We start from the raw sequence: 21,152 nt of genomic DNA on the forward strand, positions 1-21,152 counted from the left end.
CGCCTCCGGGAGAGAGGCGGGCGCATGCCGCACAGCACCAGTCCACGCACAACGAGCACCCGACCCCGCCTCCTGTTCGCGTCCCTCCAGGGGTACCGCGGGGCCTGGCTGCGCGGCGACGTGGTCGCGGGGCTGACGGTGTGGGCCGTGCTCGTGCCCGAGTCGCTCGCGTACGCGACGATCGCGGGGGTCTCGCCCGTGGTCGGGCTCTACGCGGCCGTGCCCTCGCTGATCCTCTACGCGGCGTTCGGCAGCTCGCGCCACCTGATCGTGGGGCCCATGTCCGCGACCGCGGCGCTGTCCGCGAGCGTGGTCGCGGCGTTCCGCCCGGGCGACGACGCGACGTTCGTCGCGCTGACGACCGCGGTCGCGCTCGTGACCGGTGTGCTGTGCCTGGTGGCGGGCATCGCCCGCCTCGGCTTCCTGGCCTCGTTCATCTCCGAGCCCGTGCTCAAGGGCTTCATCGTGGGCCTGGCCCTGACGATCGTCATCGGGCAGGTGCCCGCGCTGCTGGGCGTCGACAAGGGCGAGGGCAACTTCTTCGAGAAGCTCTGGGCGATCCTCACCGAGCTCGGCACCGCGCACCCGCTGACCGTGGTCCTCGGCGTGGGGTCGCTCGCCGCGGTGCTGGCCGTCAAGCGGTGGCTGCCCAAGGTGCCGGGCTCGCTCGTCGTGGTCGGGATCGGGATAGCGCTCGTCCTGCTGCTCGGGCTCGACGACGACGGCGTCGACATCGTGGGCCCCATCCAGGCGGGCCTGCCCGCGCTCGGCCTGCCCACGGGCATCGACTGGAACACCTACACCGACCTGATCGGCCCGGCTGCGGGCGTCATGCTCGTGGGCTTCGCCGAGGCGCTGGGCGCCGCCAAGACCTACGCCTCGCGCGAGGGCTACGACATCGACGCCAACCGCGAGCTGCTCGGCATGGGCGCCGCGAACCTCGGCTCGGGCCTCGCGTCCGGCATGGTCGTCAACGGCAGCCTGTCCAAGACCGCGGTGAACGGCGGCGCGGGGGCCCGGAGCGAGGTCTCGGGCCTGGTCGCGGCGGCGCTGACCGTCCTGACCCTGCTGTTCCTCACGCCCGTGTTCGAGTCCCTGCCCGAGGCCACGCTCGCGGCCGTCGTCATCGCGGCGGTGATCGAGCTCGTCGACGTCAAGGCTCTGCGCCGCCTGTTCGACCTCGCGACCCCGCGCAGCAAGGACCTGTACGGCGGGGCGGCCCGCCACGACTTCTGGGCGGCGCTCGCGGCCATGGTCGGCGTGCTGGTGCTCGACACGCTGCCGGGCCTCGTGCTCGGGATCGTGCTCTCGCTGTTCCTGCTGCTCGGGCGGGCCTCGCGCCCGCACGTGGCCGTGCTCGTGCGCAGCCCGCACGGGGTGTGGGTCGACCGCGCACGCCGGGTCGCCACGGGCAAGGACGGGGGCACGGGCGTCGAGGGGGTGCTCGTGGTGCGCGTCGAGTCGGGCCTGTTCTTCGCCAACGCCGACACGGTGCGCGCGGCCGTGCGTCGCCTGGCCGCCGACGCCTCGCCCCGGGTCGTGGTCCTGGACGCCGAGACGGTGCCGTTCGTCGACGTCGAGGCCGCCGACATGCTCGGGACCCTGCGCCGCGACCTGGACCGCGTCGGCGCCCGCCTGGTGCTGGCGCGGGACGTGGGCCAGGTGCGCGACGTGCTGCGCGGCGCCGTCGGGCCGGACGAGCTGCCGCCCACCTACCCCGACGTCGACACCGCGGTGGCCGCGGCTCTCGCCGACGGCCCGGGGGCAGGGCGCGGCTCGGCGGGCGACGCGCCCGCGGGAGCGCCCGCCTCCTGAGGCCCGACGGCGCCCTCTTGAGGCCCGACGGCGCCGCGCACCTGCCGGGGGGCGGGGGATCCTTCCCGCGCGGCGCGAGGGGCGCGGCACTACGGTCGGGGTGACCGGTGCGGCGGGGCGCTACCCGACACGGCCGAACCGGTCCGGACCGGGCGCGTGCGCCCGGGTCGAGAGCAGGACCACGAACGCGGCGCGGCGTCCCGGCGCCCGCCGCACGACGAGAGGAAGTGCCGTGGGCGCAGCCATCGGTCAGTCCCTGCCCATCGCGGTGGGTGTTCTCATCAGCCCCATGCCGATCGTGGCGGTCGTGCTGATGCTCGTCAGCAGGAAGGCCACGGCGAACGGGTTCTCGTTCCTGCTGGGGTGGATCGTCGGGATCGCGGTGCTGGGGTCGATCGTGCTGCTCGTGGCCGGGGCCGCGACGCCCTCGGAGTCCGGGCCGCCCGCGTGGGCCAGCGTCGTCAAGATCGTCCTGGGTGTCCTGCTCCTGCTGCTCGCGATCAAGCAGTGGGGCGGGCGTCCGCGCGCGGGCGCGACCCCGGAGACGCCGAAGTGGATGAGCGCGATCGACGCCTTCACGCCCGTCAAGGCGTTCGGGCTCGCGGTCCTGCTCGGCGCGGTCAACCCCAAGAACCTCCTCCTCGTGGTCTCGGGGGCCGCGGCCATCGCGGCGGCGACGTCCGAGACCGGTGAGCAGCTCGGGGCCCTCGCGGTCTTCGTGGTCGTGGCGAGCATCGGGGTCGCGGCCCCGGTGGTGATCTACCTCGCGATGGGCGCGCGCGCCGCGACCATGCTCGAGGAGCTCAAGACCTGGATGATCCAGAACAACGCGGTCATCATGGCCGTGCTGCTCCTGGTGCTGGGCGCCAAGATGGTCGGTGACGGGATCACGGCGCTGTGAGCGGGCAGGGGCACGAGCACCAGCACCTGGCCGCTGCCGGTCCGGGTCCGGAGACCGACCCCGTCGAGGCCGCGCTGGACCGGCTGCGGGCAGGCGGGCACCGCGTGACCGAGGCGCGACGGGCGGTCCTCGAGGTCCTGGCCACGGGCGAGGGGCACCCGAGCGCCGACGAGCTCTCGGCCCGGGTCCAGGACCGGCACCCGGGCATCCATCGCGCGACGATCTACCGGACCGTGGACCGGCTCACGATCCTTGGCGTCGTGACGCACGTGCACATCGGGGGAGGGGCCACGGCCTACCACCTGGCCCCGGGCGAGCCGTCCCGGGAGCACCTGCACGCGATCTGCAGCTCGTGCGGACGCATCATCGACCTGCCCGGAGACCTGCTCGACCCGGTCACGACGTGGCTCGCGACGGCGGCCGACTTCACGCTCGCCCCCGCGCACGTGGCGCTGTCCGGGGTCTGCGGGACCTGCCGGGCCTAGGCCGGGCGTGGGGGAGGGCACGCCGGCGTCAGGAGCGGGTCCCGGCGGCCCTCGGCACGGCGTCCGCGGAGCTCCTGCGCGATCCCTCCCCGAAAAGCCCTTGCCGTGGCCCCGGGGGCGGAGGCTACTGTGGTGATCGTCCGGTCAGGAGGCCGGCGTCGTACGGGGCAGCCCGGACGTCACCGCTCCTGACCCGTTCTCATGAGGTGCCGCCCCGGCGGCCCGCACGAGCTGACGCACACGAGACCGCGCCGGAGTGGTAGCGCGGCGAGCCAGGCACATGAACCTGGTCACGACGGGGAACCGTGGTGTGCGTGGAGTTCCCAAGTCGCCCGGTCTGCAGTCGGGCGGCTACCCCTGGAGAGGCATGTGCCAAGGACGGCGACGGGACGCACCAGCGTCCCGTGGGGCGGGTTCGATTCCCGCCCTCTCCGCACGCAGCGCGAGCGCTCGTGGCGTCGAGGACCTCGACGCCACGGGACGCAGACGGGAGTCGGTCGATGAGCGAGGTCCTCATCTACAACCTGGGGGGCGGGCAGGTCCTGGGCCGTGTCTCGCTGGGGCACGCGATCCGCATGCTGCACCGGCGGGTCGCCGCGGTGCGCGAGGCCGTCGAGGGCGAGACCTTCGGCCCCTACCAGCGCCCCGTCTCGGTCGAGCTGGTCCGCTACGTCCACACCCGCTGGGTCTACGAGCGCACGGGACGCGTGCCCTACTCGCGCGCGGCGCTCCTGCGCCGGGACCGGCACCGCTGCGGCTACTGCGGGGCCCCGGCCACGACCATGGACCACGTGGTGCCCCGGTGCCAGGGCGGCCCCACGACCTGGTTGAACGCGGTGGCGGCGTGCGAGGCGTGCAACAGCGCCAAGGCCGGGCGGACGCCCCTCGAGGCGGGCATGACGCTGCGTTCGCGCCCCTTCGAGCCCGTGCTCGCGGACGTCTACCCGCACGGCAGGGTCTAGCCCTCAGGGCTGCGGGGCGTTCTCCACGCGGATCGTGCCGTCCTCCTCCAGGACGAGGCGCCGGGGGTCTCCCTCGGCGAGGTCCAGGGCGTGCTCGAGCGCGAGCCGGGGCACGTCGAGCGCCCAGTCGGGCAGGAAGCGGTGCGTGCGCAACGCCTGCAGGATGGGGCCGGGCGGGATGCGACGGGACGTCAGGTCGGACACGGCTCCAGGATCCCACGACCGAGCCGCCCCGGGCCGATTGGTTGCATAGTTGCATCACTGCGCAAGCAGGCAGGATGATGGGGGCATGCTCTCCGCCCTGTCCCACCCGGTCTACCGGCGCCTGTTCACCGCGCAGGTCGTCGCCCTCGCCGGCACGGGGATCGCGACCGTCGCCCTCGGGCTGCTCGCCTACGACCTCGCGGGTCCGCGCGCGGGCGCGGTGCTCGGGACCGTCCTCACGGTCAAGATGGTCGCCTACGTGGTCCTGGCCCCGCTCGCCGCGGCGCTCCTCGCCCGGGCCCCGCGCCGCGCGGTGCTCGTCGGGGCGGACCTCGTGCGCCTGGGCGTCGCGCTCGCGCTGCCGTTCGTGGGCGAGGTCTGGCAGGTGCTGGTCCTGGTCGTGGTGCTGCAGTGCGCCTCGGCCACGTTCACCCCCACGTTCCAGTCCGTCCTGCCCGACGTCCTGCCCGCCGAACGCGACTACACCTCGGCCCTGTCGCTCTCGCGCCTGGCGTACGACCTCGAGGCCGTCGCGTCCCCGGCGCTCGCGGCCGTCCTCCTGCTGGTCCTGACCCCGTCCCAGCTCTTCTGGGGGACCGCGGTGGGGTTCGCGGCCTCGGCGCTGCTCGTCGTCTCGGTCGTGCTCCCGCGGCGGGCGCCCGAGGCCGGGGCTGCCCCCTCGAGGCCGGACGGCTCGTTCGGGTGGCGCCTGCGCCGGGGAGCGGTGCTGTTCGTGCGCACGCCGGCCCTGCGCCCCGTGCTCGCGCTCGACCTCGCGGTCGCGGCGGGGGTCTCGTTCGTGCTGGTCCAGAGTGTGGTGGTCGCGCGGGTGGGACTGGGGCTCGGGCCCGACGGCGTCGCGGTCCTCCTGGCGGTGTGCGGCGGCGGGTCGGTGGTCGCGGCGCTCACCCTGCCCCGGCTGCTGCGCACGCTGCCCGAGCGACGCGTGATGCTCGGGGGAGCCGTCCTCGTGACGGTGGGCTGCGCCGTCGTGCCCCTGGTCCTCGCCCTCCCGCAGCGCGGCGCGCTGGTCGGGGTGGTCCTCGCGTGGGCGGTGATCGGCGCAGGATGGTCCGCGGTCGAGACGCCCGTGGGGCGCGTGGTGCGCCGGTCGGTCGGCCCCGACGACCTGCACGCTGCGTTCGCCGCGCAGTTCTCGCTGTCCCACGCGTGCTGGTTGCTGACCTACCCGCTCGCGGGGCTGCTGGGGGCGCTCAGCCTGTCCTGGGCCGCGGGCGTGCTCGCCCTGGTCGCGGCCACGGCGACCCTGGCCGCGCGGGCGCTGTGGCCGGTCCCCGGCGCCGGGAGCGACGCGCCCAGCGCGGACGCGCCGCCTGCCGTGCGGGCGCACGCCCAGGTGGGAGCATGAGGGGGATGGCCACCACGCAGCGCGACGTCCGACCCGCCGCCCCTCCCGAGGCCGACCTCGACCGGGCGGTCGAGGTGTTGCGCCTGCTCGCCGACCGCACGCGCCTGGCCGTGCTGCAGATGCTGTCCGGCACCGAGATGTCGGTCACGGCCATCGCCGAGGCCCTCGACCGGCCCGTGCCCGCGGTCTCCCAGCACCTGGCCAAGCTCCGTGCGGGCCACCTGGTGACCTCGCGGCGGGAGGGCACGAGCGTCTACTACGCGCAGGCCACCGAGCACGTGGGGGCGCTCGTGACGAACGTCCTGCACCACACCGAGCACACGCTCTACCCGCTGCCGCCGCACCACGCGCTCGAGGAGTGAGGCGGGCGCCCGCGGCATCAGGAGGTCACCGTGGGGCCGCCGGGACGCGAGGGCATGCTGGCTCTCCTGCTCGCCGGGGCCTAAGGTGGGGCACCTAGGAGTCAGGAAGCGGCCCCTCGACACTTTGTGCTGAGAGCGAGACCTCATGACGACCGAACGAACCCCCCGCCGTCGCCGGCGCGACCCTCTGGCCGAGGCGCTGAGCATCGGGCGCGCGCACCCCACCGCGCAGTACCGCGTGGACCTGCGCACGGGCGAGTGGTGGTGGTCCGACGAGATGTACCTGCTGCACGGGCTGGCACCGGGATCGGTCGCGCCCACGGCCGCGCTGCTGGCCTCGCACAAGCACCCCGACGACCGTGACGCGGTCCTGCGCGAGATCGCGATGCTGCGGACCACGGGGCGTCCTTTCAGCTGCAGCCACCGGATCGTCGACGCCCGGGGCCGGACCAGGACGGTCACCGTCACGGGTCAGGGGCGCCGGGACGCGTCGGGGGCCGTCGTGGAGGTCGTGGGCCTGGTCGTGGACAGCACCGCGGCCCACGAGGACGCGCTGCGCCGGGAGGTGACCCGCCAGGTCGCGGTGGGGCTCGCGGACCGCGCCGTCGTCGACCAGGCCAAGGGCGTGCTCATGGCCACGCACGGGCTGGACTCCGACGGGGCCCTGGACCTGCTCGTGGTGCACGCGAGCGAGAGCAGCCGTCGCCTGCCCGACGTGGCCCGCGAGCTGCTCGACGCGCTGTCCGTCGCGGGCGGGCTGGGCGAGGACGCGAAGGACCGCGCCGACGCGTGCCTCGCGGCGCTCGAGCCCGGCAGCGTGAGCCGCGTGGGCGGGGCGCAGCTCTTCCGGCGCAAGGGCGCGGCCGCGGGCTGAGCCGGCCCGCGCCGCGCCGCTGCGTGGCGCGGTGGTGCGGTGGTGGACCGAAGGTCCCGCGGCGCCCGGGCCCCTAGTCGGCGCTGGGGCGCTGGGGCAGGACCCGGGTCTCGACGACCTGGCGCGCGAGGTCGTAGAGCTTGACGTTGGAGTCCTGCGAGACACGGCTCAGGACCCCGAACGCGCGCTGCGCGGAGAGCTGGTAGCGCTCCATGAGGATCCCCTGGGCCTGCCCGATCACGGTGCGCGTCTGCACCGCGCTCGTGAGCTGCTCCTCGGTGCGGGCCGCGGTCAGGGCCGCCGCGGCGACCGCGGCGAACGTCGAGACCATCGAGAGCGTCGTGGCGGGGAACGCGGCCACGGACCGCGAGTAGAGGTTGAGGGCGCCGTGCGAGGTCTCGCTCGTGAAGAGCTGGACGCACAGCATCGAGCGCACGCCCAGCTCGTCCTGGACCTGGTCGGCCCAGCGCTGCCAGCGGGGCTCGGTGGCCAGGTCGTCGGTGCGCACCAGGTCGGTCTCGCGGATCGCGTCCAGGCACGGCCCCTCGTTGAGGGCGTACTGGAGCTCGTCGCCGCGTCGGGCGAGCGCGTGGGACGCCGCCGGGGTCTCGATCTGCCCCTTGCGGGTCACGAGCGAGATCCCGGCCGCGTCGCAGCCGTCGACCATGGCGACCGCGAGCTCGACGATCCGGTCGAGAGTCTCCTGGAGGCTCGGCTCCTCGGCCAGGGCGCGGGCAGCCGCCGCGACGGAGGACTCGACGGCCGAGGCCGGGCTCACCCCGGTGCCGTACTCGACCGTCGAGGGGGCGGTGGTGGTGGTCTGCTGCAGCTCCTGCGTCATCCTGCGTACCCGTTCGTGCTCGGGGGTGTCCGGTGTCCGGTGCACAGCGCGCCGGTCCTCCACCTCTCGGGGACTACGCTACGCGCCCGCACGCGAAAGTCCGGGCCTGGGCCGCCCCGGGGCACCCCACGCGGGCTCGGCTCAGGCGCCCTCCAGGCTCCCGGCGCCCTGGGTCTCGGTCACGGTGACGAGCCCGCGCTCGATCGCGGTCACGAGGTCGGAGAGCCGCACGATCCCCACGAGCTCGGCCCCGACCATCACGGGCAGGCGCAGCAGGGCGTGGCGCTCCATGATCCGCACGGCCTCCCGGGCGGGGTCCTGGGGGCTGAGGACCACGAGGTCCTCGGTGCACAGCCCGCCCACGGGATGGTCGGGCGAGGCGTCGGCCGCCAGGGCGCGCACGATGCTGCGGTCGGTGAGGATGCCCACGACGTCCCCGTCGTCGAGCACGACCGCGTCGCCGGCGTCCTCGTCGATCATCGCGCGCGCGACGCTCGCGACCGTCGCGCTCTGCTCGACCGTGCAGAACGTCGTGGACATGAGCTGGGCGATGGTCGTGGGCATCGTCGGCCTCCGAGGGACCCTTTGCGGTGCGTGCGGGCCACTTCTCGACCCGCGTCCAGGCTAGCCCGAGACCGCCGCCCCGGCCGGGCGGGGCGGCGGGGCGACCTCAGAAGACGGGCTTGCCGCCCGTGACCCCCAGCACGGTCCCCGAGACGTAGCCCGCGTCGGTGGGCGAGGCCAGGAACACGAAGGCCGGGGCGACCTCGGCGGGCTGCCCCGCACGACCGAGCGGGGTGTCCGCACCGAACGCCTCGATCTTCTCGGGCGGCTGGGTCGCGGGCTGCAACGGCGTCCAGATCGGTCCGGGGGCCACGGCGTTGACGCGGATCCCCCGCGCGCCGACCTCCGCGGCGAGGTTGACCGTGAAGTTGTTGATCGCGGCCTTGGTCGAGGCGTAGTCGAGCAACGACGTGGACGGCTGGTAGGCCTGGATCGAGGAGACGTTGACGATCGAGCCCCCCTCGCCCAGGTGCTCGAGCGCGGCCTGCGTGACCCAGAACAGCGCGTAGAGGTTGGTCTTGAGCACGCGGTCGAGGTCGTCCGTGGTGACGTCCGCGATCGACGACCTGCGCGCCATCTGGAAGCCCGCGTTGTTGACGAGCACGTCCAGACCGCCCAGGCGGGCGACCGCGTCGGCGACCGTGTCGCGCGCCACCTGCTCCTCGCGCAGGTCCCCGGGCAGCAGGACGACCTCGCGGCCCGCCTGACGCACCCAGCGCGCGGTCTCCTCGGCGTCCTGCTGCTCCTCGGGCAGGTAGCCGATCGCGACGTCGGCGCCCTCCCGCGCGAAGGCGATCGCGACGGCCCGGCCGATGCCCGAGTCACCGCCCGTGATCAGGGCGCGCAGGCCCGCGAGACGGCCCGAACCGCGGTAGGAGGTCTCCCCGTGGTCGGGAGCCGGGTCCATCGGTGCGGTGAGCCCCGGGGGCTCCTGCTGCTGGGCGGGGAAGGCGGGGGCGTCGTCGGGCATGGTGTTCCTCCGTCGGGGTGTCGAGGGACGCGTCGAACCGGTCCCTCCCCACGCTAGGTCGGCGCTCGCGGACTCGCAGGAGGTGCGTGCGCCCCGCCCCGTGGCTGGTGGCAGGATGAGCACCTGCCGGGCGCGACGGGGCGCCCGCACGTGCGACGAGGTGACCACGACCATGACCGACGACGTCTCTGCGGACCAGGACCGCACCGCGACCCGTGACGTCGACGTGCTGGTCGTCGGCTCGGGCTTCGGCGGGTCCGTCGCGGCCCTGCGGCTGACCGAGAAGGGGTACCGGGTCGCGGTCCTCGAGGCCGGTCGCCGCTTCGCCGACGAGGACTTCGCCGCGACCTCCTGGCACCTGCGCGACTTCCTGTGGGCGCCGCGCCTCGGCTGCCTCGGCATCCAGCGGGTGCACCGACTGCGGGACGTGCTCGTCCTGGCCGGCGCCGGGGTCGGTGGCGGGTCCCTCGTCTACGCCAACACCCTCTACGAGCCGCTCGACGCGTTCTACACCGACCCCTCGTGGGGCCACCTGACCGACTGGAAGGCCGAGCTCGCGCCCTACTACGACCAGGCCCGGCGCATGCTCGGCGTCGTCACCTACGCGGGCCGCACGCCCGCCGACGAGGCCGTGCACCAGGTCGCGCGCGAGATGGGCGTGGAGGGCACGTTCACGCCCGCCCCCGTGGGCGTGCTGTTCGGCGCCCCCGGGGTGCCCGTGCCCGACCCGTTCTTCGGCGGCGCGGGACCCGCACGGCGCGGGTGCCTCGAGTGCGGCCAGTGCATGACCGGGTGCCGCCACGGCGCCAAGAACACGCTCGTCAAGAACTACCTGCACCTCGCCGAGGCCGCCGGGGCGCGGATCCACCCCCTGACGACCGTGACACGCATCGCCCCGCTCCCGGACGGGGGCTACGAGGTCACCTCGCGGCGCACCGACCGACCGTTCGCCCGGCGCACCCGCTGGACCGCCCAGCACGTCGTCCTCGCGGCCGGCGCGCACGGGACCCAGCAGCTCCTGCACGCCCAGCGCGACGCGGGCACCCTGCCGCACCTCTCCGAGCGCCTCGGCATGCTCACCCGCACCAACTCCGAGGCCCTGCTGGGCGCCACGGCCGACCGGCGCCCCCCGGGGGGAACCGCGCCCGACTACACGCGCGGCGTCGCGATCACCTCCTCGTTCCACCCCGACGCCCACACGCACGTCGAACCCGTGCGCTACGGCCGCGGCTCGAACGCCATGGCCCTCCTGCAGACCGTCCTCGTCACGCCCCGCGGCGCTCGCGGCCCGCGCACTCAGGGCGAGGGGACCGCGCCCGACGACGGAGCCCGCCCCGGGATCGCGCCCTCGCCGGGGGAGTGGGTGCGCGAGCTGTGGGCCCAGCGCCGCCGGCTGCCCGCCATGCTCGACCTGCGCGGCTGGTCCGAGCGCACCGTGATCGCCCTGGTCATGCAGAGCCACGACAACTCGCTGACGACGTACACGCGGCGCACGTGGACGGGGCGGCGCCGGATGACCTCGCGCCAGGGGCACGGCGCCCCGAACCCCGGGTGGATCCCCGCCGCGCACGAGGCGGCCAGGCGCCTGGCCCGGGTCATGGGCGGAGCGCCCGGCGGGAGCATCGGCGAACCGTTCGGGATGCCCCTCACAGCCCACTTCCTGGGCGGTTGCGCGATCGGCGCCTCACCCGAGTCCGGGGTGCTCGACGCGTACCAGCGCGTGTTCGGGCACCCGGGGCTGCACGTCCTGGACGGGGCCGCGGTGAGCGCGAACCTGGGCGTCAACCCGTCGCTGACGATCACGGCCCAGGCCGAGCGGGCCGTCGCGATGTGGCCCCGACGCGGTGAGGAGGACCCGCGTCCCCCGCTCGGCAGCGCCTACCGGCGCGTGGCCCCGGTCGAGCCGCTGCGCCCCGCCGTGCCTGCCGGGGCGCCCGGTGCGCTGCGCCTGCCCGTCGTGCGCATCACGCACGGCACGTCGGCCTGAACCGGGGGAGAAGTGCCCCTGCCCCACGGGCGGGCGAAGAGATAGAACACCTGTTCGAAGGAATCGGGACACTTTCGAAGCGGTGGTCGAACAAGTGTTCTATCCGTGGGTGCGATGCGGGACGACGACGTCGAACTCCTGTTCGAACAGTGCCGGTGGGCCAGCGGCCGCGACTCAGCCGAGAGGCTCGATCTCCACGTCCACCACGAGCGCCCGATGGTCCGAGAGCCCCGTGTCGACCGACCGTCCCGGCGACGTCGGGCGCACCGACCCGTCGGCCAGGACGTGATCGATCTGCAACGTCGGGTGCGCGACCGGGTACGACCGGGCCACCACCAACGGGCTCCAGCCCGTGACCGCCGCCGGGATCTCCGACCGCAGGTTCATGTCCCCCAGGACCACCAAGGGGCGCGGGGCGTCCGCAAGACCCGCCGCCAGGTGGTCGAGCTGGTGCTCGCCCCAGCCGTCCAGGAAGCTCAGGTGCGTCGCGACCACGGTCAACGGGCCCTGCGGAGCCAGGACGACGGCGGCGAGAGCCGTGCGCGGCTCGTCCAGGCGCCACCGCGGACGACGCACGTCGTTCCCCCGCGGGAGCGGGCGCCACCACGGGCGACGAGGAAGGGGCAGGACCCGCCACTCGTGGACCGGGAAGCGTGAGAGCAGCGCCACGCCGTACTGCGCACGCCCCCCAGCGCCCCGCCGATCGATCGTCGCCGCGAACCGGTGGTCGACCGCACCCATGGCCTCGGCCGCCACCCGGGCGAGATCCACGTGCCCCGAGCGCCGCTGGTTGCGATCCACCTCCTGCAACGCCAGCACGTCCGCACCCAGGTCCGCCACCGCACGCGCGAACCGGTCGACGTCCACCAGGTCGTCGACCGTGGACCGCCCGTGCAGGATGTTGAAGGTCGCCAGTCGCATCCCACCGATTGTCCTCCCACCCCGGCGCGCGGCACGCCGAGCCGCGCTGACCTAGGCTCGGTCCATGGCGAAGTACTTCGACGTGCACCCCGTCGACCCCCAGCCCCGCGCGATCGACCAGATCGTCACGCTCCTGCGCGACGACGCCCTCATCGCCTACCCCACCGACTCCTGCTACGCCCTCGGCGCGCGGCTCGACTCCCACAGCGCCACCCAACGCATCCGCGACATCCGCCACCTCGGCGACAAGCACCACTTCACGCTCGTGTGCGCCGACTTCGCACAGCTCGGACAGCTCGTCAAGATCGACAACGCCGCCTTCCGCGCCATCAAGGCCTCCACGCCCGGCAGCTACACCTTCATCCTGCCCGCGACCTCCGAGGTGCCCCGGCGCCTCGCGCACCCCAAGAAGAAGACCGTCGGCGTCCGCATCCCCGACCACGCCGTGACCCAGGCCATCCTGCGCGCCCTCGGCGAACCCCTGCTGTCCAGCACCCTCCTGCTCCCCGGCGAGGACGAACCCATGACCCAGGGGTGGGAGATCAAGGAAGCCCTCGACCACCAGGTCGACGCCGTCGTCGACTCCGGCGACTGCGGCACCGAACCCACCACCGTCGTCGACTTCTCCTCCGGCACGGCCGAGGTCGTGCGCGTCGGCGCAGGAGACCCCTCCCGCTTCGAGTAGCACCGGCCCCCCGCGCGCCGCGTGTGACCGGCACACCACGAACCACCCAGCGCGATCCCGCCCACCAGCCCTAGCATCGACACCATGAGCAGCCAGGGCCTCACCCATTCCCAGCACAAGATGACCGACGCCGGCGTCCACCCCACCGCGATCGACGTCTTCAGCCGCTTCTACGCACTCCTCCAGGACGGCGCCACCGGCACCGTCCCCGAGGCCGACATCGAACCCCTCACCGACGTCACCCACCGCGACGACCTCGACGTCACCCCCCAGGACGCCGCCGACGCGCTCTCCCGCACCGTCCTCATCAAGCTCAACGGAGGCCTCGGCACCTCCATGGGCATGGACCGCGCCAAGTCGCTCCTCACCGTGCGCGACACGGGCAGCACCGACGGCTCCGACGCCACCCCCCTGACCTTCCTCGACATCATCGCCCGCCAGGTCCGCGCCGCCCGCGCCACCACCGGCGCCCAGCTCCCCCTGCTCTTCATGAACAGCTTCCGCACCCGTGACGACACCCTCGCGGCGCTCGCGGCCTACCCCGACCTCGCGGTCGACGGGCTACCCCTGGACTTCCTGCAGAACCGTGAGCCCAAGCTGCGCGCAGACGACCTCGAGCCCGTCGAGTGGCCTGCGGACCCGGACCTCGAGTGGTGCCCGCCGGGGCACGGCGACCTGTACACGGCCCTCGTGGCGTCGGGGGCGCTCCAGGCCCTGCTGGACGCCGGCTACCTGTACGCGAGCGTGTCCAACTCGGACAACCTCGGGGCTGCTCCGGACGCGGCGATGGCCGGCTGGTTCGCGGCGTCGGGCGCTCCGTTCGCGGCCGAGGTGGCTCGGAGGACGCCCGCGGACCGCAAGGGCGGCCATCTCGTCGTGCGGCGCTCGGACGGCCGGCTCGTGCTGCGTGAGACCGCGCAGACCCCCGAGGAGGACCTGGCGGCCGCGGGGGACATCGAGCGTCACAAGTTCTTCAACACCAACAACCTGTGGCTCGACCTGCGGGCGCTGGCGACCGAGCTCGAGCGGACCGGGGGAGTCCTCGAGCTGCCGCTCATCGTCAACCCCAAGACCGTCGACCCGACCGACCCGTCGTCGACGCCCGTGATCCAGATGGAGTCGGCCATGGGCGCCGCGATCGAGGTCTTCGAGGGCTCGACCGTGATCGAGGTCAACCGCAGCCGCTTCCTGCCCGTCAAGGCGACGAGCGACCTGCTCCTGCTCCGCTCGGACGTCTACGAGCTCGCCGAGGACTTCACGCTCCGGGCCCGGGTCGAGGCGCCGCTGATCGACCTCGACAGCGCGTACTACAAGCTCGTGGGCGACTTCGACACGCGGTTCGCGCAGGGTGTGCCGTCGCTGCGGGGAGCGACCGGGCTCGCGGTGCGGGGCGACTGGACGTTCGGCCGGGACGTCGTGGCCGAGGGTGACGCGGTCCTGGAGGACGCTGGCGCACCGTCGAGCGTCCCGGACGGTGCGCACGTGGGCCCTGCAGGGATCGTCGCGGGCTCCTGAATCACTGCACCGTGCTCGCGGGCGAACGTCATGGCGCCGTGACTTCTGCAGAAGTCACGGCGCCATGACATCTGCACGGTTCATGGCACCGTGAACAGATGGCGAGACCGCTCTCGACCGAGACCGAGCCGCGTGCGGAGGTGCCGCAAGGTACCGTTCGAGCTCGTCGTCAGTCGATGGCCTGGTAGAGCGTGGTCCAGAAGTCGCTCATGGCACGCGGCGAATCCGGGGTGGACAGTCCGACCTGGGTGAGCAGGACTCCGGTGAGCTGGTTGGTCCTGTCTGCGTAGGCGGTGGTGCCGGTGCCGCCGAACCAGCCGAACTGGCCGATGGGCGCGTAGTCGCCGCGATAGGTGCGCACCGCCATCCCGAAGCCCCAGCCGCCGTTCGCCCCTTGGCCGGACGACAGGTGGGCGACGTTGCTGAACATCGTCTCCCTGGCGGCAAGCTGCTCGGGCGAGAGACGGTTGGTGGTCATCAGCTCGACGGCGGCCCGGGACAAGATCTGTTCACTTCCGTGCATCCCGTGGTCGAGCAGCATCTGGAAGTACGCGTGGTAGTCGTCGGCGGTCGAGACCAGCCCGCCGCCGGCGCCCTGGAACGCGGGAGGCGCGCTGGACCTTCCTCCTGCCGCCTCGTCCCACACGAGGAACTCGCCGGTCTGCGGGTCGGGCCCGAGCAGCGGCGGCAGTCGGTCGATCTTGTCGGCAGGCACGTGGAAGGCGGTGTCCTTCATCCCCAGCGGATCGAGGATGCGTGTCCGCAGGAACGTCTCCAACGACTGTCCCGTGACCCGGGAGACGAGCACGCCGACCACCTCGTTGCTGAGGTCGTACTGCCACCGCACTCCGGGCTGGTACTGCAGCGGCAGCTCGCCGAGGCGACGCATCCACTCGTCCGGCTCCGGGGCCGGACCGGATGCCACGCTGTAGTCGAGACGCTCGAAGGTCGCGGCCCTGATCGGGGAAGCCATCGACTCGAAGTCCACCCCGAGCCCGAACGTGGACGTCAGAAGGTCCCGTACGGTGATCGGCCGGTGCGCCGGCACGGTGTCGTCCAGGGGCCCGTCGGGCCGCGTCAGCACCTGCCGGTCGGCGAGCTCGGGCAGCCACTGGTCCACGGGGTCGTCCAGCCGCAGCCGGCACTCGTCGAGCAGGATCATCGCCGCCGCCATCGTGACCGGCTTGGACGTGGACGCCATCCGGAAGATCGTGTCCCGGCGCATCGGCGCGCCACCGTCATGACGCATCGTCCCGATCGCTTCGACGTGCGTCTGGCCGCCGCGGCTGACGAGGGCGACAAGGCCGGGAATCTTCGTGGACTCGACGTGCTGTGCCAGCACCTCGCGCAGCCGACGCAGCCCTGCGTCGGAGAAGCCGCTGTTGCTCGTTCCCATGATGGATCTCCCCTTGACGGTGTGGTTCTCACGGCGGCCCTGGTGGCTGCCTGGCCCTTCGAACGGCCATGCGCAGAGCCTGCAGCCATGACCCAAGGTCAAGGTCAACCCCCCTGTGTCGATCAAGGGGGAGGCGCCCATCGCGAGGGCCCTGTCCCTCGTGCCAGCGGGGGCATGGAACGGGTGCGCGCTATCCTCGACGGTGATCGTCCGGGCTTCCGGGCCGTCGAACCGGCACGGTGCGCAAGGCCGCCGCCGCCGCGATCCGGAGGTGCACTGAGCCGATGACAGACGGGCTCACGATCGGTCAGGCGGCGGCGTTCGTCGATGTCACGATCAAGACCGTGCGGCACTATCACCGGCTCGGCCTGGTCGCCGAGCCGGAACGCGACGGCTCCGGCTACCGCCGCTACCGGTCGGACGACCTGTACCGGCTGGTCCAGGTTCGGACCCTGGCCGCGGCAGGCGTGCCATTGGTCGAGATCGGTGCCCTGCTCGACGCCGATCCCGCGACGTTCGCCGCCACCCTGGACGACGTCCACCACCGACTCACCGAACGGATCGAAGACCTCGTCGCCCGACGCGACAGGCTGCACCGTCTCGACCACGGTGACCGCGCCCTGCTGCCCGACCGGGCCTGCGCGGTCCTGGAGCGGCTCGCCGAGCTCGGCTTCGGTCCCGGCTACATCGCCGGTCAACGGGAGGCCCTGGTGCTGGCCCGGGTAGTGGTCCCGGAGATCTTCGACGGCTTCCTGGACCGGCTCGAACACTCCCTGGGCGACCCCGAGTTCGTCGAGCTGACCAAGCGCTGTTGGGATGCGAGGTCGTGGGATCCGGACGACCTGCGGATCGAGGAGCTGGCGTCCACGCTGGCCGACAAGCTGCTGACCCAGCGGGCGCTGTTGGCGATGCCGACCGGGTTTCAGGACCAGTCCGACGCCGCCTCCCGCTACGCGGTGGTCAACCACCACCGGGAAGACCAGGCACCCTCCATCGCCCGGTTGAACACGCTGGTCGAGGCGAAGCTGCGCGCGGCCGGCATCACTGTTCCGCGTCAGTGACGGTCGCCCGGCAGACCGGGCACTGCTGCGAGGCGCCGCCTCGTGCCGGGCGGCGGGTGCGGACGTCGGGTTCCCGGGGGACCGGGCCCACGAGGGCGCTGAGGCTCCCTGAGAGGCGCTTGGCGCCGTCGGGCGGGTTCCTCGTGCCCGACGGCGCCACGCGGCCGGGAGAGAGCCCCTCGCCCTCGTCGTGGTCTCAGGCCGGGACGTCGACGACCCGGCGGTCTCCCACGGCAGGCGACAGCGTCCCGCTGGACGCCGACGCGAGGTCGGCCTCGAGCGGCACGAGCTGCGCGGGCGGGACGAGCAGGCGGAAGACGGCGCGGGCGGCGTAGTCGGCGCCCTCGAGCACCGCGCCGTGGGTAGCGCACCACTCGTGCAGGACGTTGCCGATCCTGCCGGCCTCCGCGTGCGGGACCTCGACGGTGACCTCGACCATGACCTCGCGACGCAGGATCGGGGCGAGGTCGAGCGTCTCGCTCACGGCGTTCGAGTAGGCGCGGACGAGGCCTCCGGCTCCGAGCAGGACGCCGCCGAAGTAGCGCGTGACGACCGCGACGACGTCGGTCACGCGGCGGTGCCGCAGGACCTCGAGCATGGGGATGCCTGCCGTGCCCGAGGGCTCGCCGTCGTCGCTCGAGCGCTGCTGGTCGGCGTGCGTCCCCACGACGAGCGCCGTGCAGTGGTGCCGGGCGTCCCAGTGCTCCTTGCGGACGCGCGCGATGACGGCCTCGGCGGCCGCGACCGTCGTGACGGGGTGCAGGAGCGTGATGAACCGGGACTTCTTGACCACGAGCTCGTGCTCGACGGGGCGGGCGACGGTCGAGGGGAGCGATGGGTCGCCGCCGGCGGAGCCGGGGGAGCGGGCTGGGGAGGTCATCGTCGACCAGCGTAGCCAACCTGGACTTCCCGCTGGGCGCGTCAAGGTTAGAGGGCATAACCTTGATTCAAGGATGTCCACGGAAAGGTTGTCGATGACGGACGCGGCCACAGCGAGCAGCACGACGGACGAGCCGGACTGGCCGCGCCACACGAGCGAGGCGCGTCCCTGGCGTTCGATGACCCGAGGTCCGCGCGAGGACCGGATGCTGCGCGAGGTCACGGTCTCGCTGCCGCCCCTGATCGCCGAGGTCGCCTACGTGCCGACCGCCGAGGACGCCGCGCACATCGAGCGCGCAGCCGTGGACATCACGCGGCTCGACGCGGTCCACGGTCCGGTCCTGTCGTCCTTCGCCACGTTCCTGCTGCGCACCGAGGCTGTGGCCTCGTCGCGGATCGAGCGGCACGACGCGAGCCTCGCCGACCTGGCCAAGGCCACGATCGGTGTGCGCGCGAGCAAGGACGCGCAGGTCACGGTCGCGGCGGCCCGGGCCGTGTCGCGGCTGGTCGACGCCGCCGGCGGCTCGGGGGCGATCGGGCTCGACGACGTCCTCGCGGCCCACCGGACGCTGCTCAAGGACGACCCCCTGGACGGACCTGCGGCGGGGGCTCTCCGCACCGTGCAGAACTGGATCGGCGGGTCCGACTACTCGCCCCGTGGAGCCGTGCACGTCCCGCCGCCACCCGAGCTCGTGCCCGCGTACATGGACGACCTGGTCGCATTCCTGGGGCGCGACGACCTCCCTGCCGTGGCCCAGGCCGCGATCGCGCACGCCCAGTTCGAGTCGGTCCACCCGTTCACGGACGGCAACGGCCGCATCGGACGCGCCCTGATCGGCGCGGTGTGGCGTCGACGGGGGCTTGCGCCGACGCTCGTGGTCCCGGTCGCCTCGGCCATGCTCGCCGACACGGGGGAGTACTTCGCGCGGGTCAACGCCTACCGGGAGGGGCGGGCCGCGCAGTTCGTGCGCTACCTCGCCGTGAGCGCGTCGAGGGCTGCGCAGGAGGCGCGCGTCTCCGCCGACAACCTCGCGGAGCTGCCGGGGCTGTGGCGGGCCGAGGTGCGCCCGCGGGCGGGCTCGGCCGCGGCGTCGATCCTCGACGCGCTCCTGGACCACCCCGTGCTGGACGGGGATCTCGCGCGGCAGGTCGCAGGGACGTCCGGAGCGGCGGCCTACGAGGCGCTGGGGCGCCTCACGGAGGCGGGCGTCCTCTCGCGGATCTCGACGTCGCAGCGGCACGGGGTCTGGGCGGCCACGGAGGTGCTGGGCGAGATCGACGACCTCACGCGGCGGCTGCGCGAGGTGTGACCCGACGGGCGGCGGCCCGTGACACGCTGAGCGTCAGGGCGGAAAATAGTGTGCCAAGCGGATAGGGTGGTTTCATGGTCACCGACGCCGCCGACTCACCCCACGACGCCCCGACGGACCCGGTCGGGCAGGAGCATGCGCCCGACCCCGGCCCGTCGGGCGGTGAGGCCGCGCAGGCGCTCGCCCCGCGCTACCCGCGGCCGCCCGTGACGCGCGACGAGGCGGAGTGGGTGTGGCGCGAGCTCTCGGTCGCCGCGATGTACGCCTCGACCAAGCCGGAGATGGTGCGTCTGGCCGTCATCGTCGGGCTGACGCGTGCCACGGGCGCCCGGTACTCGGACCTGCTGCGCTGCACGGTCGACTCGCTCGACCTCGGTCCGACGGGCGCGCAGGCGGGGGAGGGGCGCGTCGTGGTGCAGCACGGCAAGCACCGCACGGTGCGCGAGCACCGCCTCGAACCGGGTGTCGTCCTGGTCCTGCGCCGCTGGATGGACGTCCGGGAGGACCTCTGCTCCGAGCTCGAGGGGTCGATCCCGCGAGCGCTGCTCCTGACCGTGCACCACACGCACGACAACGGCGTCACGGTCGCCAGCGGGCTGCCCATCACCAAGCAGGGCCTGGTGCTGTCGTGGCGCAGGTTCGTGCAGCGGACCAACGCGCGGTACGGCGGTGTGCGCCCGCCGCTCCCGACGCGCTTCGAGCAGGTCCGTCGGGCCTGGCACGCGGACTCGGAGGTCCTGGGCGAGCCCCTGGGAGCAGCGGGGGCGTAGGCCTTCGCCAGGCTCCAGGGGCCCGACGGCGGGGCTCAGGTCGTGCGGTCGTCGTCCGCGGGGGAGCGGGGCGCCTCGGCGCCGAGCTCCTGGAAGACCGTGATCTGCAGGCCGGCGGGCGCCTCGAGCCGCGCGTTGAGCGAGTTCCAGGGCGTACGGACGGGCGGAGCGACGAGGTGTGCTCCGCCGTCGACGAGGGCCGTCGTGACGGCGGCGGCGTCGGACACCTCGAACGCGACGCGCAGCGGGGGAGCGACCTGCCGTCCCACCTCGACGTCGTCGATCATGCGCTTCTGCGCGGGGTTGGCGATCTCCAGGGTGGCGTGCCCCGCGTCGAGGATCGCTACGCGCGCGTCCCCTTCGCCCGTGAAGGCGGCCTCCTGGGGGAGTCCGAGCAGGTCGCGGTAGAAAGCGAGAGCGACGTCGTAGTCCTCGGCCTCGACGACGAGGCGGAGCTGGCGCACGGGCGGGGCATCGGGTCGATCGGTCATGCGACCACGCTATGCCGCACTCTGCCCCATCGCTTGTTCGAAGCAAAATAGTGTGCCAAGCGTAGAGAACGCATCGACCCACCCAAGATCTCCGACTCACCACCAAGCCCGGACAGGCAGGGGCGGGCGCCGGCAGACGAAGTGCCCCCGGCCGAGGACCAGGGGCACTTCGTCTGTCGAGCCGACCGGTACGCGGTCGGGGGAGTCAGGCCTCGTTCTTGGCTGCGGACTCGGCCTTGCGGGCTGCACCACGTTCGGTCGACGCCCCCGAGGTCGAGAGCTCGCCGCCCGAGGACTCCAGGTGCGCGCGGACGAACCAGTGGAACAGCTCGAGCTCGTGCAGGTGCCCCACGAGGAGGTCGTTGCTCACGGTGTCGACCGTCTCGGTGTCGGCCGCAGCCTTGCGGTGCGAGGCGATCACTCCCTGGTAGACCTCGTCGAGGGCGCCCAGGTGGGCGATCGTCGAGGCTCGACCCAGGTGGTAGTCCTCCCAGGTGCGCTCGGCGACGATCGCGCCCGGCGTGCCACGCGGCGGTACCCCCAAGGTCGCGATGCGCTCGGCCGTCGCGTCGACCATGGCACGGACGGCATCCACCTGCGGGTCGATCATCTCGTGGACCGCGATGAAGTGCGGACCCACCACGTTCCAGTGGATGTGCTTGAGCGTGAGGGCGAGGTCGTTCAGCGAGTGCAGGCGCTCCTGCAGGATTGCCGCGACGTCCTTCCCCTCCTGGAGCGTGAGCGACGGGACGGTGTAGTCCGGCAGGTCCTTGTGGGCAGCCATGTGGTC

General features: G+C 73.4%; 23 protein-coding genes. 13 read left to right on the forward strand and 10 right to left on the reverse strand.

Going from position 1 to position 21,152, the window contains the following annotated elements; genetic code table 11:
- The first annotated feature begins 24 nt into the window (after positions 1–24).
- Positions 25–1,815 (forward strand): SulP family inorganic anion transporter, encoded by a 1,791-nt coding sequence (locus ASE27_RS14425; RefSeq protein WP_056651821.1) that lies wholly within the window; start codon positions 25–27, stop codon positions 1,813–1,815.
- A 120-nt stretch (positions 1,816–1,935) separates the two neighbouring features.
- Here ASE27_RS14425 and ASE27_RS21080 read toward each other — a convergent pair whose 3' ends face one another.
- Positions 1,936–2,061, reverse strand: coding sequence for a hypothetical protein (locus ASE27_RS21080; RefSeq protein ID WP_255354309.1), 126 nt, complete (start codon positions 2,059–2,061; stop codon positions 1,936–1,938).
- Between ASE27_RS21080 and ASE27_RS14430 the strand changes: the two genes are divergently transcribed.
- The 3 genes from ASE27_RS14430 to ASE27_RS14440 all read left to right on the forward strand — a co-directional run bounded on the left by ASE27_RS14430 (position 2,048) and on the right by ASE27_RS14440 (position 4,163).
- A complete protein-coding gene (locus tag ASE27_RS14430) occupies positions 2,048–2,716 on the forward strand; it encodes a GAP family protein (protein ID WP_056651824.1) in 669 nt (222 codons plus the stop codon). The two genes, ASE27_RS21080 and ASE27_RS14430, sit on opposite strands and share 14 nt — an antisense overlap.
- Positions 2,713–3,201 carry a Fur family transcriptional regulator gene (locus ASE27_RS14435; protein ID WP_200955954.1) on the forward strand — a complete coding sequence of 163 codons (489 nt, stop codon included), beginning with the start codon at positions 2,713–2,715 and terminating at the stop codon, positions 3,199–3,201. Before ASE27_RS14430 ends, ASE27_RS14435 begins: the two co-directional genes overlap by 4 nt.
- 500 nt (positions 3,202–3,701) lie before the next feature.
- The gene (locus ASE27_RS14440) at positions 3,702–4,163 is read left to right on the forward strand and encodes an HNH endonuclease (protein ID WP_056651827.1); all 462 of its coding nucleotides are present in this window, start codon (positions 3,702–3,704) and stop codon (positions 4,161–4,163) included.
- 3 nt (positions 4,164–4,166) lie between these two features.
- Here the strand turns inward: ASE27_RS14440 and ASE27_RS14445 are convergent, their stop codons facing one another.
- A complete protein-coding gene (locus ASE27_RS14445; RefSeq protein WP_056651831.1) occupies positions 4,167–4,367 on the reverse strand; it encodes a hypothetical protein in 201 nt (66 codons plus the stop codon).
- A gap of 85 nt (positions 4,368–4,452) precedes the next feature.
- Between ASE27_RS14445 and ASE27_RS14450 the strand changes: the two genes are divergently transcribed.
- The 3 genes from ASE27_RS14450 to ASE27_RS14460 all read left to right on the forward strand — a co-directional run bounded on the left by ASE27_RS14450 (position 4,453) and on the right by ASE27_RS14460 (position 6,972).
- Positions 4,453–5,736: an MFS transporter gene (locus ASE27_RS14450; RefSeq protein ID WP_056651834.1), complete on the forward strand. Its 1,284-nt coding sequence runs from the start codon at positions 4,453–4,455 to the stop codon at positions 5,734–5,736.
- 5 nt (positions 5,737–5,741) lie between these two features.
- Complete coding sequence (locus ASE27_RS14455; RefSeq protein WP_139107896.1) at positions 5,742–6,098, forward strand: helix-turn-helix transcriptional regulator; 357 nt, start codon at positions 5,742–5,744, stop codon at positions 6,096–6,098.
- Between the two features lie 145 nt (positions 6,099–6,243).
- Positions 6,244–6,972 (forward strand): PAS and ANTAR domain-containing protein, encoded by a 729-nt coding sequence (locus tag ASE27_RS14460; RefSeq protein WP_056651838.1) that lies wholly within the window; start codon positions 6,244–6,246, stop codon positions 6,970–6,972.
- 73 nt (positions 6,973–7,045) lie between these two features.
- On the opposite strand, the gene ASE27_RS14465 is transcribed toward ASE27_RS14460, so the two are convergent.
- The 3 genes from ASE27_RS14465 to ASE27_RS14475 form a co-directional block, all read right to left on the reverse strand.
- On the reverse strand, positions 7,046–7,813 hold the full coding sequence (locus ASE27_RS14465; protein WP_082608952.1) for a GAF and ANTAR domain-containing protein: 768 nt from the start codon (positions 7,811–7,813) through the stop codon (positions 7,046–7,048).
- A gap of 141 nt (positions 7,814–7,954) precedes the next feature.
- Positions 7,955–8,377: a cyclic nucleotide-binding/CBS domain-containing protein gene (locus tag ASE27_RS14470; RefSeq protein WP_056651841.1), complete on the reverse strand. Its 423-nt coding sequence runs from the start codon at positions 8,375–8,377 to the stop codon at positions 7,955–7,957.
- Positions 8,378–8,483: 106 nt separating this feature from the next.
- Positions 8,484–9,347 (reverse strand): SDR family oxidoreductase, encoded by an 864-nt coding sequence (locus ASE27_RS14475; RefSeq protein ID WP_056651844.1) that lies wholly within the window; start codon positions 9,345–9,347, stop codon positions 8,484–8,486.
- A gap of 172 nt (positions 9,348–9,519) precedes the next feature.
- On the opposite strand from ASE27_RS14475, the gene ASE27_RS14480 reads away from it, so the two are divergent.
- The gene (locus ASE27_RS14480) at positions 9,520–11,334 is read left to right on the forward strand and encodes an FAD-dependent oxidoreductase (RefSeq protein ID WP_056652282.1); all 1,815 of its coding nucleotides are present in this window, start codon (positions 9,520–9,522) and stop codon (positions 11,332–11,334) included.
- A gap of 174 nt (positions 11,335–11,508) precedes the next feature.
- Here the strand turns inward: ASE27_RS14480 and ASE27_RS14485 are convergent, their stop codons facing one another.
- The gene (locus tag ASE27_RS14485; RefSeq protein ID WP_056651846.1) at positions 11,509–12,255 is read right to left on the reverse strand and encodes an endonuclease/exonuclease/phosphatase family protein; all 747 of its coding nucleotides are present in this window, start codon (positions 12,253–12,255) and stop codon (positions 11,509–11,511) included.
- A gap of 64 nt (positions 12,256–12,319) precedes the next feature.
- Between ASE27_RS14485 and ASE27_RS14490 the strand changes: the two genes are divergently transcribed.
- Complete coding sequence (locus ASE27_RS14490) at positions 12,320–12,940, forward strand: L-threonylcarbamoyladenylate synthase (RefSeq protein ID WP_056651850.1); 621 nt, start codon at positions 12,320–12,322, stop codon at positions 12,938–12,940.
- 84 nt (positions 12,941–13,024) lie between these two features.
- Positions 13,025–14,455: a UTP--glucose-1-phosphate uridylyltransferase gene (locus tag ASE27_RS14495; RefSeq protein WP_056651853.1), complete on the forward strand. Its 1,431-nt coding sequence runs from the start codon at positions 13,025–13,027 to the stop codon at positions 14,453–14,455.
- 169 nt (positions 14,456–14,624) lie between these two features.
- Here the strand turns inward: ASE27_RS14495 and ASE27_RS14500 are convergent, their stop codons facing one another.
- A complete protein-coding gene (locus ASE27_RS14500) occupies positions 14,625–15,959 on the reverse strand; it encodes a serine hydrolase (RefSeq protein ID WP_200955955.1) in 1,335 nt (444 codons plus the stop codon).
- A 176-nt stretch (positions 15,960–16,135) separates the two neighbouring features.
- Between ASE27_RS14500 and ASE27_RS14505 the strand changes: the two genes are divergently transcribed.
- Positions 16,136–16,912 (forward strand): MerR family transcriptional regulator, encoded by a 777-nt coding sequence (locus tag ASE27_RS14505; RefSeq protein WP_056652284.1) that lies wholly within the window; start codon positions 16,136–16,138, stop codon positions 16,910–16,912.
- A gap of 196 nt (positions 16,913–17,108) precedes the next feature.
- Here the strand turns inward: ASE27_RS14505 and ASE27_RS14510 are convergent, their stop codons facing one another.
- Positions 17,109–17,792 (reverse strand): YigZ family protein, encoded by a 684-nt coding sequence (locus ASE27_RS14510; RefSeq protein ID WP_056651859.1) that lies wholly within the window; start codon positions 17,790–17,792, stop codon positions 17,109–17,111.
- A 94-nt stretch (positions 17,793–17,886) separates the two neighbouring features.
- On the opposite strand from ASE27_RS14510, the gene ASE27_RS14515 reads away from it, so the two are divergent.
- Entirely contained in the window at positions 17,887–19,101 is a 1,215-nt protein-coding gene (locus ASE27_RS14515; RefSeq protein ID WP_056651862.1) for a Fic family protein, read from the forward strand.
- Positions 19,102–19,175: 74 nt separating this feature from the next.
- Positions 19,176–19,871: a tyrosine-type recombinase/integrase gene (locus tag ASE27_RS14520; protein WP_157257646.1), complete on the forward strand. Its 696-nt coding sequence runs from the start codon at positions 19,176–19,178 to the stop codon at positions 19,869–19,871.
- 35 nt (positions 19,872–19,906) lie between these two features.
- Here the strand turns inward: ASE27_RS14520 and ASE27_RS14525 are convergent, their stop codons facing one another.
- The gene (locus ASE27_RS14525; protein WP_056651866.1) at positions 19,907–20,362 is read right to left on the reverse strand and encodes a VOC family protein; all 456 of its coding nucleotides are present in this window, start codon (positions 20,360–20,362) and stop codon (positions 19,907–19,909) included.
- Between the two features lie 205 nt (positions 20,363–20,567).
- Complete coding sequence (locus ASE27_RS14530) at positions 20,568–21,146, reverse strand: Dps family protein (RefSeq protein ID WP_056651868.1); 579 nt, start codon at positions 21,144–21,146, stop codon at positions 20,568–20,570.
- Positions 21,147–21,152: the final 6 nt, after the last annotated feature.

The organism is Oerskovia sp. Root918, assembly GCF_001428945.1.
In the GTDB taxonomy this organism is placed as follows: Bacteria; Actinomycetota; Actinomycetes; order Actinomycetales; family Cellulomonadaceae; genus Oerskovia; species Oerskovia enterophila.